Origin of the sequence: Aeoliella sp., from assembly GCF_965227375.1 — a bacterium.
In the GTDB taxonomy this organism is placed as follows: Bacteria; Planctomycetota; Planctomycetia; order Pirellulales; family Lacipirellulaceae; genus Aeoliella.
The window spans coordinates 4,637,658-4,652,314 of record NZ_CBDDFX010000002.1 but is presented as its reverse complement, the minus strand read 5'-3'; the positions used below and the strand labels follow the sequence as shown (position 1 = coordinate 4,652,314).

Annotated in this window: 9 protein-coding genes; 7 read left to right on the top strand and 2 right to left on the bottom strand. The window is 60.8% G+C overall.

Features of this window, described 5'->3' with window-relative positions; translation table 11 throughout:
* Positions 1-76: 76 nt before the first annotated feature.
* Positions 77-685 carry a DUF4405 domain-containing protein gene (locus tag ACQK2L_RS31150; RefSeq protein ID WP_425400961.1) on the top strand — a complete coding sequence of 203 codons (609 nt, stop codon included), beginning with the start codon at positions 77-79 and terminating at the stop codon, positions 683-685.
* A 121-nt stretch (positions 686-806) separates the two neighbouring features.
* On the opposite strand, the gene ACQK2L_RS31145 is transcribed toward ACQK2L_RS31150, so the two are convergent.
* Both ACQK2L_RS31145 and ACQK2L_RS31140 read right to left on the bottom strand, forming a co-directional pair.
* Positions 807-1,724 (bottom strand): hypothetical protein, encoded by a 918-nt coding sequence (locus ACQK2L_RS31145; RefSeq protein WP_425400960.1) that lies wholly within the window; start codon positions 1,722-1,724, stop codon positions 807-809.
* A gap of 69 nt (positions 1,725-1,793) precedes the next feature.
* Positions 1,794-3,371, bottom strand: coding sequence for an OprO/OprP family phosphate-selective porin (locus tag ACQK2L_RS31140; RefSeq protein ID WP_425400959.1), 1,578 nt, complete (start codon positions 3,369-3,371; stop codon positions 1,794-1,796).
* Positions 3,372-3,902: 531 nt separating this feature from the next.
* On the opposite strand from ACQK2L_RS31140, the gene ACQK2L_RS31135 reads away from it, so the two are divergent.
* From ACQK2L_RS31135 to ACQK2L_RS31110, 6 genes are all read left to right on the top strand, one after another.
* Positions 3,903-4,847, top strand: coding sequence for a LysR family transcriptional regulator (locus ACQK2L_RS31135; protein WP_425400958.1), 945 nt, complete (start codon positions 3,903-3,905; stop codon positions 4,845-4,847).
* Positions 4,848-4,956: 109 nt separating this feature from the next.
* Positions 4,957-9,639: a glutamate synthase-related protein gene (locus ACQK2L_RS31130; protein ID WP_425400957.1), complete on the top strand. Its 4,683-nt coding sequence runs from the start codon at positions 4,957-4,959 to the stop codon at positions 9,637-9,639.
* An 83-nt stretch (positions 9,640-9,722) separates the two neighbouring features.
* On the top strand, positions 9,723-11,294 hold the full coding sequence (locus ACQK2L_RS31125) for a glutamate synthase subunit beta (RefSeq protein ID WP_425400956.1): 1,572 nt from the start codon (positions 9,723-9,725) through the stop codon (positions 11,292-11,294).
* A 71-nt stretch (positions 11,295-11,365) separates the two neighbouring features.
* Positions 11,366-11,578: a SlyX family protein gene (locus ACQK2L_RS31120; RefSeq protein WP_425400955.1), complete on the top strand. Its 213-nt coding sequence runs from the start codon at positions 11,366-11,368 to the stop codon at positions 11,576-11,578.
* A gap of 206 nt (positions 11,579-11,784) precedes the next feature.
* Positions 11,785-13,845, top strand: coding sequence for a DCC1-like thiol-disulfide oxidoreductase family protein (locus ACQK2L_RS31115; RefSeq protein WP_425400954.1), 2,061 nt, complete (start codon positions 11,785-11,787; stop codon positions 13,843-13,845).
* A 45-nt stretch (positions 13,846-13,890) separates the two neighbouring features.
* Positions 13,891-14,637: a (Fe-S)-binding protein gene (locus tag ACQK2L_RS31110; RefSeq protein ID WP_425400953.1), complete on the top strand. Its 747-nt coding sequence runs from the start codon at positions 13,891-13,893 to the stop codon at positions 14,635-14,637.
* Positions 14,638-14,657 lie beyond the last annotated feature (20 nt).

Sequence of the window (14,657 nt, the reverse complement as noted above, 5' to 3'; positions counted from 1 at the left end):
CTACCGTCCAATCGGCGGGAATACGATTTGCACCTTGTTCCGTGTGGCGCAAATCGTGATATCGAGGGTTCGAACGATGAAAATCAAAAAGGGAACCGTCAACTTCTCTGTCGACCTGGTTGCCTTCGCGCTATTTGCATTGCTGCTTTCGACCGGGCTGCTGATTCACTACACCTTGCCGCCAGGATCGGGGCAATTCAAGACCTTGTGGGGCATGGATCGCCACGGGTGGGGCGACTTGCACTTCTGGATGGCGATCGGTTTTCTGACGACCATCGGCCTTCACCTGGTGCTGCATTGGCAGTGGATCGTCGCCATGGTCCGCGGCAAAGTGGCCTCGATGGCTCGACACCGCTTGGTCGTTGCCAGCTTGGGATTAGCCGTGCTGGTGGCCGCGGCGGCCGCTCCGTTCTTCGCCACCCCGCAGTCGACTTCAACTGCCGCAGACGATGCTCCCCACCGCCAGCAACAAGTTGCTTCGCACGACGACTTGGGCATTCGCGGTTCGATGACACTGGCGGAGGTCGAGCAACTATCCGGCGTGCCGGCGGAGACCGTTATGCTGCAACTTGGACTGCCACCTGAGATATCGCCCGACGAGCGACTAGGACGGTTGGGACGCGAGTTCCTGTTCGATATGGATCAGGTTCGCGAGGTCGTTAGACAGAATGTGACCCAACGATAGAGATCAACCCGGCGGTGGGGATTCGCCCCTTCTGCCATAGACAATAGGGCCGCCGATGATCACGGCATCGGCGGCCCTGGTCTTTGCAGTTCGATTGTAGAACGCACGGAAACTCGCGCCGTTACTTCCACAGCTTCCACGACTTCTTCGTCGGCGGTTGCTCGGCGTTCGCCTCAGTGGCAATCGGCTGGGGCACGCCCGCGACGGGCTCTTCGCACGAAATCCGCTTGATGCCGAATGCTTGAGCGATGGTCACGCGGTACTTCCCGTTCGACGAATGCGACGCCGACGTGGGAGCGGGCGGCACTTCTGGCGCCGGTGCGGGCGGCAACTCGACGGGAGCACAGTCGCAGCCTTCGCTGCAACCCACTGCCGAACCGCAACAGGCGCTATCGCAGCAACTGCGTCCGCAGCAGCCCGGCCCGTAGCGGAAGCAGCCATCTTTGATGTCCCACTTGCACTGGCACTTTGTGCACTCGTAATCTTCGCTGGACAGCACTCGTACGCAACGCACGTCGCCACAACGAGGCTTCATACAGCAACCGCTGCTGCAGCAGTCGTTGCAGCACGAATCGCAGCAAGTGTCGCAGCAGTCGCCACACCCGGCGTGACGTTTCTTCTTCTTCAAGAAGTTGAACATTGTCAAACCCGAGCCACCTTCGGCCCATGGACAAACCACGCGAGGCACGCAGATCTCTTCGCACTCGATCTTCCAGCACGACCTCTCTTCGGTGACCTCTTCGACTGTTGACATGCAGACCTTGCCACAGCATTCGCGGCATCGCATGTTGCACATCGGGCAGCCTTCGCCACAGCACTCCGAGTGGTATTTCTCATCGCAGCAGTCGGGGCCGCAGCACTCCGATGGACAGCAAGGGGCACCGCAGCATTGTGGCGCGCCGCAAGCGGGTTCGCAGCAACCGCCGCAACTGGTGGGAACCACATTGGAATCGACCACGGGCTGCTCGGCCCGCACAATCGTGGTGGCGACCAAGGCCAGCACCACGCAACTCGACAGCAGGAACTTGGAAACGGACATTTTTGAGTACTCCCTGGGGAGGTGATTGCGAAACTGGGATTGTGGAGGCTGGTTACTCACGCGGTCGGCTTAGAAGTCGACCATGAACCGGGCCCCCAGGATTTGGTAGTCGCCGTAGTCGATACCACCCACGGCGTTGTCGGCGTTGTCCCAAATGTTGCCGTAGATGTAGTTGAACTGCATGCGGGCGTTGGGGTTCCAATACCAGTTCATACCGAAGGTGACGCTTTCGCCGATGCCGCCTTGGATATCGTTGTCCGACAGATCGAGCCGCGAAAAGCGGACAGCGACTTCCCAAGCACCCCAGCCACCACGAACTCCATCGCAGCAGGTGTCGACCAGGAAGAAGTTCTCGAACGGCTTCACACGACCCAAGGTGCCAGTGCGACGGTTCCAGGGGATGTGCTCGCCCGTCAGGAAGTACGAAACGTAGAAGTAGCCACCGTGGAATCGCAGGTCGCTGCCGATGTCGCGATCGAGCCACACGTTCTGGTACTCGCCACAGAATTGGAACGCGCCGACGTTGATCACGTTTTCAAAGCCGATTAGTGAGTAATCGTCTGCGTTGGCGATCACACCAGTGTCGAGCCAGCGAGACACGGTACGCGCTTCGGGGCGAGTGCGGAACCGAGCTTCGTTGATGCCCGAATCGGCGTAGTTCTCGGTATTCTGGGTGCCGTCGGTGTCGGCCCAGGTTCCGGCGATCGCCACGTGAGCGTAGCCACGACCGTCGGAGCACTCATCGTACCAGATGGTGTTGGCCAATCGGCCAGCAACCTGCATCTGCCAGTGGTTGCTGATGTAGTTGCCTTCGTCCTGAATCAGTCGCTGGTTGTACACACCATATCGCCAGTTGTAAGCCTCATCCTGCGATACGCCGTAGGCACAGGCACCAATGCGACGTGCGTCCTGGTTGAAGGCTTCGATAGCGAAGGGCCGCTCGATGAACACGTTGTAGCGACTACTATTCAGGTGGTCCAAGCCGTAGGGCCGCTTCTGGTTGCCCAGTAGCACCGTTTGCAGGTAAGGCAGTTCGTTGAAGCCCAGGTAGGCATCGCGGAATTCCGACTTGTTGCCGCCAGCGAATTCCATCTCGATGCGGTAGACCATGTTCTTCCAGATGTCGCCGCCCACACCGAAACGCATACGGCGGAAACCTTGTCGAGCGGCAGGGGAGATCGCGTTGTCGCCGGTCTCGAAGCCGTTCACGCCGGGCGAACTAGCGGGATAGCCCCACATGTCGTAGTGCACACGACCGCTGACCTTCATGGTCGACAAACCTGTGCCGCTCTTGGCGTAGCCCTTGAGGCTCGACTTCAAATCGTCCTGGGCTTCGTCCATCTCGCCGAACTTTTCTTCCAAGGCGCTCAGTCGCTCGGCCAGCGACTCTTCATCTTTATCGCCGTCCCCATCGAGTTCGACTTGCGCGGCTTCTTCCAGAGCCGCCGAGAACGGCGCGGGAGCCTCGTCGGGCTTCTCTGCAAGCCAGTAGTAATCGTTGCTCGAGTTGAAAGCGATCTGCTCTATCCCATAAGAGCTGGTGGTTTCTTCGAACACACCCTCCGCGCCTGCGTCCGTGCCCGCCAGGCAAACGGCCACCATGGCCGCCGCCAATGCCGGCAGGTTCACTCGTAAGACTGTAGTCATGGCAAATACCGTCTGAATCCTGGTCAGTAGGTGTTGAACGAACCTCCGGACTTCCCGGCGAGGGGACGCATCCTGACGAAGATAGGGGTTCGACCGATTGCCCGGTGGTAGCGGGCACACCTTCTGAATCGGTTGCTCCGGTAGTGCCTGACGTATCGAAAGAACCGGCTGTAGCGGTAATTGCCGAGGTTCGGCCAGCAGATCCGTTAGAAGCCGTACAGCTTGCCAGATTTCTTCTCGAACTCTTAACAAACACGGAATGGCTGGCCGATTCGCTGAAAAATTCGGCTAGCCGCAGTGGTTGGCATTGCTAGCGACGCCTGATTGACAAACGGGCAAACCGGCCGTTACTATTCGTTTTCGGAATTCTACTGGCGTCCGTTATTTGCATCCTTGATTGTCTACGCAGAGCGGCACCCAGGATTCGGCTTTTCTGCCGCTAGAGTTCCGACAACCGATCGGCCCGTGGCCCACTTCGAGGTGGACCCACAGCGCTAAACGAGCGCACAATCAGGTCGAAAACAAACTGCCATGCACATCAAGTCCCTCAAGATCTTCTGCGACGTCGTCAAGCACCGCAGCTTTTCCAAGGCTGCGGACGCCAACGGTGTATCGCAATCGAACGCCAGCCAAGTGGTGTTGCACCTGGAGGAACACCTGGGCGTGCAACTTCTGGATCGATCGCGCAGGCCCTTCGTGCTCACTCCGGAGGGAGAGAGGTACTACGAAGGCTGCCTCGACCTGTTGCAGAAGTACGACGTGCTGGAGCAGGACATCCGTACGCTTCACGAAGCCGAAGAAGCTCGGGTGAATGTGGCGTCCATCTACTCGGTGGGCCTGGCGCACATGAGTCAGTACCTCCGCGACTTCTCCGCTCAGAACCCAAGCTGCAACATCCGCTTGGAATACCTGCATCCCGACCGCGTACGTGAGGTCGTAGAAAACGAACAGGCCGACTTCGGCATCACCAGCTATCCCGAGGAGTCACGATTGCTGACGGCCGTGGCTTGGCGCGACGAACCGATGGTGATCGTCGCCCCGCCCACGCATCCGCTGGCCGCCCGCGGGCGAGCGCCCTTGGAGGCGGTTCGCGGCCAATCCTTCGTGGCTTTCCAGCAAGGTTTGCGGATTCGTGAAGAGATCGATCAGGAGTTTGCCTTACGAGGCATCGAAGTTGTACCGGAGTTCGAGTTTGACAACATCGAGACGATTAAACGGGCAGTCGAAGTCGGTTCGAGTGTAAGCATCCTGCCCCTGCCGACGGTTGCTCGCGAAGTGGCGCTCGGCACATTGGTGGCCGTCGCGCTCGGTGGACAACAACTGTGCCGGCCGCTCGGATTTGTATATCGCCGCAATCGCGAATTGAGTGGCGCCACGCGGCGTTTTCTCGAATACCTGAAATCCCACGCCGACGACGACTTGGCCTTAGCCACGTCGGCCTCATCGAGTACCCATACAAAAACTGTCGTAGCGTAAGAGGTCGCCCACCAGCGGCGGTCTCTCGCAAGAGTGCGACTTGCAAAGTCGCACGCTGCGGCAGCCCTCTCGCCGGTGGACCTCACGATCCCGCAGAAGGACCGAATCCATGGACACCCGACACCAACTAATCCACTTGCCCGAAGAGCGTGGCCTGTACGATCCAGCGAACGAGCACGATGCGTGCGGCGTGGGCTTCGTGGCGCACATCAAGGGCGAGCGGAGTCACCAGATTCTGCTCGACGCCGAGATCGTGCTCCGCAACATGGATCACCGCGGCGCGTGCGGCTGCGAACCGAACACCGGCGACGGGGCCGGCATTCTCACCGCCTTGCCGCACGAGTTCTTGGCCAAGGTCGTAAAATCCGACCTGGGCGTCGACCTGCCCGCGCCGGGCTTGTTTGCCGCAGGCAACGTGTTCCTGCCACGCGACGCCAAAGAGCGCGAGCACTGCAAGAACGTGGTGAACAAGCTGATCGAGGAGCAGGGGCAGATCCTGGTAGGTTGGCGCGACGTGCCGACCGATACCGAAGGCGCCGACCTGGGCCCCACCGCTCGCTCGGCCGAGCCGCACATCGAGCAACTGGTAATTGCCGCTGCCGATGGTTTCACCGGCGATTCGTTTGAGCGGCGGGTATACTTGATCCGCAAGCAGGCGAGCAACCAATTGCGGTCCGATAAGTCGCTGGCCGAGGGCAAGATGTTCTACATCTGCTCGCTGTCGACCAAGGTGATCATCTACAAAGGCATGCTCACCACCGAGCAACTTTTCAAGTACTACCCCGACCTGGCCGACGAGTCGTTCACCAGCCACCTGGCGATGGTCCACTCGCGGTTCGCCACCAACACATTCCCCTCGTGGGACCGCGCCCAACCGCTGCGGTTCATGAGCCACAACGGCGAGATCAACACCGTCCGCGGCAACGCCAACTGGATGTTCGCCCGTCAGGGCGTGGTGGAGAGCGAGCTGTTCGGCGAGCGGCTGCCCAAGCTGTTCCCCATCGTCGAACCCGACTGTAGCGACTCGGGCACGTTCGACAACGCCCTGGAGTTCCTGCTGATGAACGGCCGGACGCTGCAGGAAGCGGTGATGATGATGATTCCCGAGGCATGGCAGAACCACGCCACGATGCCGGAGAACAAGCGGGCGTTCTACGAGTTCCACTCTGCGTTAATGGAGCCATGGGACGGTCCTGCGTCGGTGGCGTTTACCGATGGCAAGTACATCGGCGCCACGCTCGACCGCAACGGCCTCAGGCCCAGCCGCTATTACGTGACGCACGACGACCGCGTGATCATGGCCAGCGAAGCGGGTGTGCTGCCGGGGATCGAGCCGGACAACATCAAGATTAAAGGACGCCTGCAACCAGGGCGCATGTTCCTGGTCGACTTCGAGCAAGGCCGCCTGATTCCCGACGAGGAACTGAAGCAGGAGATCGCCGACCGCCGTCCCTACGGCCAGTGGCTGAAGTACCAGCGCATCGACCTAAACGACCTGCGGCCGAATGAAGAGCCGCACGGATTCGATCCCGATTCGCTGCTCGAGCGGATGCAGGCGTTTGGCTACACGCTCGAGACGATGCACTTCATGCTGCTGCCTCTGATCAAGGTGGAGAAGGATCCCATCGGTTCGATGGGCAACGACTCGTGCCTGGCATGTTTGTCCGACAAGCCGCGGATGCTGTACGACTACTTCAAGCAACTGTTCGCCCAGGTCACCAATCCGGCGATCGATTCGATTCGCGAAGAAGTGATCATGTCGCTGGAGTGCTACATCGGTCCGGAGCAGAACTTGCTGGAGACCAGTGAGCAGCACGCCCACCGGTTGCGCGTGCCGCACCCGATCCTTTCCAACGAACAACTTGCCGCTCTGCAGCACATGGAGGACGCCGGCGAGGCCGCCCAAGGTTGGAAAACGCGGACCATCGACATTACCTGGTCGCGCAGCGCCGGGCAGCAGGGCATGGCGCAGGCGCTCGATCGCATCTGTGCCGAAGCCGAGATGGCAATCGACGATGGTTACACGATCATTGTGCTCTCCGACCGCGCGGTCAGTGCCGACCGAGTGCCGCTCAGCTCGCTCCTTGCTACCGGAGCCGTGCACCATCACCTGGTGCAGGCCGCCAAGAGAACCCGAATTGGCATTGTGGTCGAGACGGGCGAAGCCCGCGAGGTGCACCATCACTGCTTGCTGATCGGCTACGGAGCCGACGCCATTAATCCCTACCTGGCGTTCGAAGCACTGTGGCAGGCGCGTCGCGACGGCCTGTTGGACAGTGGCGACCAGCAGATTCCGGATGAGGAAGCGGGCGAAGGCGAGAACCACCCCGCCGTGACCGACGATACCGAGATGGTCAATCCGCTCAGCCGCGAAGATCACGACCTGGTGGCCAAGTACCGCAAGGGCGTCGCCAAGGGCATGCTCAAGGTGATGGCCAAGATGGGCATCTCCACGCTGCAAAGCTACAAGGGCGCGCAGATATTCGAAGCGCTCGGCCTGAAAGACGAGGTGATTCAGCGTTCGTTCGTTGGCACCGCCAGCCGCATTCAGGGTGTTGGGTTCGAAGTATTGGCCGAAGAAGCCATACGGCGGCACGCCCTCGGCTATCCGGCGGTCGGAACGCCCAAGCTGCCCGTGTTGCCCAACCCGGGCGAGTTCCATTGGCGGGCCGAAGGTGAGCGGCACATGTGGGATCCGCAGGCGATCGCCGACATCCAAGTCGCCGCCCGCAGTGGCGACCCCGGAGCGTACGAGCGGTTCGCCAAGCACATCGACGCCGATACTCGCACTCGTTGCCAACTGCGTGGGCTTTTGAAGCTCAAATCCGACGTCAATGGCGGACCGATTCCGATCGAAGAGGTCGAGTCGGCCAAGGATATCGTCAAGCGGTTCTGCACCGGTGCAATGTCGTTTGGGTCGATTTCGGCCGAGGCACACGAGTCGCTCGCGATTGCCATGAACCGTTTGGGCGGCAAGAGCAACACTGGCGAAGGTGGTGAGGATCCCGCGCGGTGGACGCCCGACGACAATGGCGACAGCCGCCGCAGCGCCATCAAGCAAGTAGCCTCCGGCCGTTTTGGCGTGACGATCAACTACCTGACGAACGCCGACGAGCTGCAGATCAAGATCTCTCAAGGCGCCAAGCCGGGCGAAGGTGGCGAGCTGCCGGGCCGCAAAGTGGACGAGAACATCGCCCGCATCCGGTACTCGACGCCGGGCGTGGGATTGATCTCGCCGCCACCGCATCACGACATCTACTCCATCGAGGATCTGAAGCAACTGATCCACGACCTGAAGAACGCCAACCGCGCCGCGCGGGTGAGCGTGAAGCTGGTCTCCGAAGTGGGCGTTGGCACGATTGCCGCTGGTGTGGCCAAGGGCTACGCCGACCATATTCTGATTTCCGGCGATGGAGGTGGCACCGGTGCATCGCCGCTCACCAGCATCAAGCACGCTGGATTGCCGTGGGAGCTGGGCATCGCCGAAACGCATCAGACGCTGGTGATGAACGACCTGCGCAGCCGCGTGGTGCTGCAAACCGACGGCGGATTGAAGACCGGTCGCGACGTGGTAATCGCCGCGCTGTTGGGAGCCGAAGAGTTTGGCTTCTCCACGGCGCCGCTCATCACGCTGGGTTGCATCATGATGCGGAAGTGCCACCTCAACACTTGCCCCGTGGGCATCGCAACGCAAGATCCCGATCTGCGTAAGAAGTTCGCCGGCAAGCCCGAGCACGTGGTGAATTACCTGTTCATGGTGGCCGAGCACACTCGCCAATTAATGGCCGAGTTGGGCTTCCGCACCATCGAAGAGATGGTTGGCCGCGTCGATTGCCTCAACACCGACGACGCGATCGAGCACTGGAAGGCCGACGGACTCGACCTCACCAAGCTGCTGCAGCCGGCCAAAGGCCCACGCCCCGACACCGGCACCTACTGCACGATGGCGCAGGACCACGGCCTGGAACTGTCGCTCGACATTCGCAAGCTGCTCGATCTCGCGAAGCCTGCCATCGAGGATGGCAAGCAGGTGCGTGAGGAACTGGAGATCATCAACACCGACCGCACCGTCGGCACGATCCTGTCGAACGAAATCGCCAAAAAGTGGGGCCAGGACCTGCTGCCGGACGACACCATTCGGTTCAAGTTCACCGGATCGGCCGGTCAGAGCTTCGGTGCGTTCCTTGCCAAAGGTGTGACACTCGAACTGGTGGGCGATGGCAACGATTACATCGGTAAGGGCCTGTCTGGTGGCCGCGTGATCGTGTACCCGCCGGAGAATTCGAAGTTTACGCCCGAGGAGAACATCATCGTCGGCAATGTCTGTCTGTATGGCGCGACCAGCGGCGAAGCGTTCTTCCGCGGCCGAGCCGCCGAACGGTTCTGCGTCCGCAACTCGGGCGCTCGTACCGTGATCGAAGGCGTCGGCGACCATGGCTGCGAGTACATGACTGGCGGCCGTGTGGTGATCCTTGGTCCAACCGGTCGGAACTTCGCAGCCGGCATGAGCGGCGGTGTCGCCTATGTGTGGGCGCCCGACCGCGACGCATTCCGTGTGCAGTGCAACTTGGGCATGGTGGAACTGGAAGACGTAGTGGACGAAGAGGACATCGCCGAACTGCGAGGCCTGATCGAAGCCCACGCCAACCACACCGGCTCAACCCTGGCCGCCGACGCGCTCAACCGCTGGGACGACGTACTCAGCGAGTTCGTCAAGGTCATGCCCACCGACTACAAACGCGTTCTGCAGGAACGCAAGGCGCAAGGCGCGACGGCCACTGCGACCGCATAAGAAACAGCAACGACGAGTGATCAGGCGAAACATCAGTCACTCCCAAACAAGACAAGACGAAGACGTAGATAGGTATAAGTTTCATGGGAAAGCCAACCGGTTTTAAAGAGTACGAGCGCCAGGCGGTGCCTTATCGGGATCCGATGGAGCGGGCGAACGATTATTTGGAGATCTTCACGCAAGCGCCTGAGGAGCAACTCCGCACGCAAGGTGCGCGGTGCATGGATTGTGGTGTGCCGTTTTGTCAGTCGAACAGCGGCTGTCCGATCGACAACCTGATTCCCGAGTGGAACGACTTGGTGTACCAGGGCCGCTGGCGCGACGCGCTGCATCGGTTGCACAAGACGAATAACTTCCCTGAGTTCACCGGCCGAGCGTGTCCTGCGCCGTGCGAGGGGGCGTGCGTCTTGGGTATTAACGAACCGGCCGTGACGATCAAGAACATCGAGAACGCCATTATCGATCGCGGCTTTGAAGAAGGCTGGGTCGTGCCGCAACCGCCGGAGCAGGAAACCGGCAAGCGAGTAGCCATCGTCGGCTCGGGCCCCGCCGGGCTGGCCGCCGCGCAGCAACTGCGTCGCCGCGGCCACGCGGTGACCGTGTTCGAACGAGCCGACCGTATCGGCGGCCTGTTGATGTACGGCATCCCTTTCATGAAGCTCGGTAAAGACGTCGTCGAACGACGCATCAACCAGCTCCGCGAGGAGGGGATCGAGTTCCGCACCTGCGTGCACGTTGGCAATCGCACCGATTTCGAGTCGGGCCACATGACCGGCATCATGAAGGAGCGCGGACTCGAGATCACCGTGATCGACCCGAAAGAGCTAATGGAAGAGTACGACGCCCTGTTGTTGGCCACCGGCGCCACCAAGCCCTTCGATCCCACGGGCCGCTGCCCTGGTCGCGACCTCGATGGCATTCACTTCGCTATGGACTTCCTGACGCGAAACACCAAGAGCCTGCTGGACTCGGAACTCAAGGATGGCGCATTCCTGTCGGCCAAGGGCAAGAACGTAATCGTGATCGGCGGTGGCGACACCGGCGCCGACTGTATCGGCACTTCGCTGCGTCACGGCGCGACGAGCATCGTGAACTTTGAACTGCTGGAGAAGCCACCACTGACACGCGGACCCAAAAACCCCTGGCCCGAGTGGCCCCGCATCTACCGCGTCGACTACTCGCACGCCGAGGTAGAAGCCCGCACCGGTAGCGACCCACGCGTGTATCAAGTGCTGACCAAGGAGTTCGTCGGCGAAGGCGGCCAGATTACCGGCGTGAAGACCGTCGAGGTCGACTGGTCGAAGCCAACAGAGATGGCGCCGTTCAGCGAAGTGGTCGACAGCGAGAAGGTCTGGCCGGCCGATCTGGTGCTATTGGCCACTGGCTTTGTGGGCCCCGAGTTGGAACTGAGTGAAATGCTCGGACTCGAATCGCAAGAACCACGCCGCGGCTGGCTAACGATCCGCGCCGAACATGGCCAGTTTGCCACTAGCACCGAAGGCGTGTTCGTCGCCGGCGACTGCCGCCGCGGGCAAAGCCTGGTGGTGTGGGCCATCAACGAAGGCCGCGGTGCCGCCCGGGCCATCGACGAATTCCTGATGGGCTCGACCACTATGAGCGCTCCAGGCCTGAATTTGCCGCAGCAGACCGTGTAGATTCAGATGGGTTTTCCATTGGCGAGGAATATTGAGACGCGTGAGCGCTCTCGCAAGGTACATGTAAGCATATGCCCGCTGACCGCCAAACTCGCCTCGAAGAACTGCTGGCTCATCAGCAGCACTTGATCGATACGCTGAACACCGAGGCAGTCGAACAACGCAAAGAGATCGACCGGCTTACTGCATCGGTAACGCGGCTGGAAAAGCAGCTCAAGTTGCTCGCGGAGTTCGTTGAGCGGTCGGGCGAGGACTTGCCTCACGAGAAGCCGCCGCATTATTGAGTGTGGCTTTTCAGTCCTTGCTGGAAGTCGGGCATGATGCGTCCTGGACTAGGGGATTGGGTGAACTACAATCGTACTAGGTCGCACTACGGCTACTCGTAGCGAGATTTGGTGCGAAATCCTCTGGAAACGCGCTGCCACGGACGCTACGCCGCCCGTGCGGCCCGCACTAGCGCCGCGTCCCTCCCGCCCACTCCCTCCTGCGTATGCCGTCCTCCCCCAACAGCAATTGGCGCAAATGGACGCTCGCTGCGTTGGCCATCTGCTGGCTGGGCGCGATCGTCGTGAGCTTCGTCGCGGTGCCAAAGCTTGTTCTCGACGGCTTCGATGGCACCTCGGTAGAATTCGTCAACAATCGCATCGACTCGCACCGCAGCTACGGCGAAGCTCTCGGCGAAAATCGCAGTCGGGCGTATTACGAAGCATGGGCCGCCAGCTATTCCTGGAAGGCTGCCGCGCTGGCCACGTTGCTGTTGGGCACCACCGCGGCCTTCGTCGGCATGGCGGCGTTGCGGCGTCAGTTCTGGAGGTTCCTGTTCGCTCCGGTAGCACCGCTCAATTTGGCAGTGCTGCGCGTGGTGGTGTTCTCGATGATGTTGCTCTGCCTGTTGAATGAACCAATTTTGGAGTTCGCCAAATGGGAGCGCGAGAACTACAAGTGGCCTAACGTCGCGGGTCTGGTGCTGGAGCACCTGCCGATCAACGTTGAAACCGTCAGCGTGCTGATGCCGATTGCCATCGTGGCCACGGTGCTGGCGATCTTGGGACTGTTTACGCGTACTTCGGCTTGGATCAGCGTGTTGTTGGCCATTTACTTGCTGGGCATTCCGCAGTGCTCGGGCAAGGTGAATCACACGCTGCACCATGTGGTGCTCATCGGCATATTGGTCGCGTGCGGCAGGGCAGGGGACGCGCTTTCGATCGACTCACTATGGCAAGCCATTCGTCGCGCCGACCGCGGGCGCGTGGAGCGCATCGCCCGCTCGGTTCGTTACGGCATGCCGATTCGCTTTTCGATGCTGGTGCTGGCCATCACTTACTTCTTCCCAGGCTTCTGGAAGGTCGCCAGCAACGGGCTCACGTGGATCTTCAGCGACAATCTGCACAATCAACTGCTGCAGAAGTGGTTCGAGATCGAAACGTTCGAACCGGCGATATCGGTTTACGACATTCCTGGCTTTACTGCCATGGGAGCGTTGACGGCCGTGTTTATGGAACTTGGTTGGCCGCTGGCGGTGCTCTGGAAACCGACCCGCGTGGTATGGGCTTGCCTGGGACTGTTCTTCCACAACATGACACGACTGCTGATGAATATCAGCTTCTACACCATGCAGGCGATGTACGTGATGTTCGTCGACTGGCAGCGGCTGTTTACCTGGTTGGGCCGTAAGATGTTCGGCGAGCCAATCACAGTGCTGTACGATGGCAACTGCGAACTGTGCCGCCGAACGATGAGCGTGATGCTGGTGCTCGACTGGTTGCATCAGTTGCGGCCGGTCAACGCGTTCGACCGCGAGCGATTCACCGCCATGGGACTTGGCCACCTGGAAGACGACGCGTTGATGCGCGACATGCATGCCGGAGAGCGCACTGCCGACCGCCAGTGGCGCACCACCAAGGGCTACGACGCCTACCAACGCATCGCCTGGCGGGTGCCGTTGTTGTGGCCCACGCTGCTGTTGGTCTACTTACCCCCCGTAGCCGCGATGGGTCGGCGGATCTACCGCCACGTAGCCGACACCCGCGCGTGCAGCGTACCGATCAAGAGCGACGCGCCTTCGGCGGTAATCCGCTGGTCTGCGGTGCCGCTGGTGGTGGTCGCCGTGACGATTCTCTCCTCCCAAATCGTGTTAGGCGTGGGACGCATCCGGGATGCTTGGCCAGTGTCCTGCTACCCGCTGTTCGACACCATGAGCACCTCGACGATCAAATGGCCTGAGTTCGACGCGGTGATGCCGGACGGTGCGGTGGTGACCCTGGATGATGACGCGTTGCGCAATCATTTCACCGAATCGCGCTACGTGCCGCTGCTCAAAGAGTTCGTCAGCAACGAAGTAGACAAGAACGAGGGTAAACGGGAGGAGTTAGTTGGGCTGGTGCGGTCGTTTGTTCCGATTTGGCAAACGGCGGGGTACCTGGGCGACTCGCAATCGGACCGGGTAAGAGTGTATATTGCAACCTACGAATTGACGGGCCCCCAGCGGCCCACGGAGCCAGCCGAGCGAACGCATTTGCTCGATCTGCCGTGGAGTGAAGTCGCCAGGTGACTCGCCCCCGCCCGCCCGCTACCATCTGCACATCGTGGAAGCAGCTTGAACGTCGGACTCTTCATTCCTTGCTACATCGACCAGTTCTTCCCCCACGTCGGCATGGCGACTGTCGAGGTGCTGGAGCGTTACGGCGCGTCGGTCGACTATCCCACTGGGCAAACCTGTTGCGGCCAGCCCATGGCCAACACCGGCTGCACCGAGGACGCCCGTCCGGTCGCTAAATTGTTCCTCGACGTGTTCGAGTCGTACGAGTACGTGGTTGCCCCCAGCGGTAGCTGCGTGGCGATGGTGCGTCACCACTTTCACGACCTGCTGCCCAACGATCCGCGTGTGGAGAAGGTTGGCAGCCGTACGTTCGAGTTGTGTGAGTTCCTCACCGACGTGGTGGGGGTCGAGCATATTGAAGGGCAGTTTCCACATCGCGTCGGCTTGCACAACGCTTGCCACGGTTTGCGGGAACTTCGCCTCGGCAAGCCGAGCGAGCAGATGACCACCCCGTTCAACAAAGTGGAGAAGCTGCTCGCCGGGCTGGAAGGCATCGAGCTGGTACAACTCGAGCGCGTCGACGAGTGCTGCGGCTTTGGCGGCACCTTTGCCGTGGCCGAGGAAGCGGTGAGCTGTCGGATGGGGCTCGACCGACTGGCCGATCACCATTCGGCCGGCGCGGAAGTGATTGCCTCGGCCGACATGTCGTGCCTGATGCACCTGGGCGGCCTCGCTCGCCGTAACAAGCTGCCACTGAAACTATTGCATGTTGCGGAAATCATTGCCGAGTCTGCCAAACCCTGACCCTCGTCCCCTAAATCCTG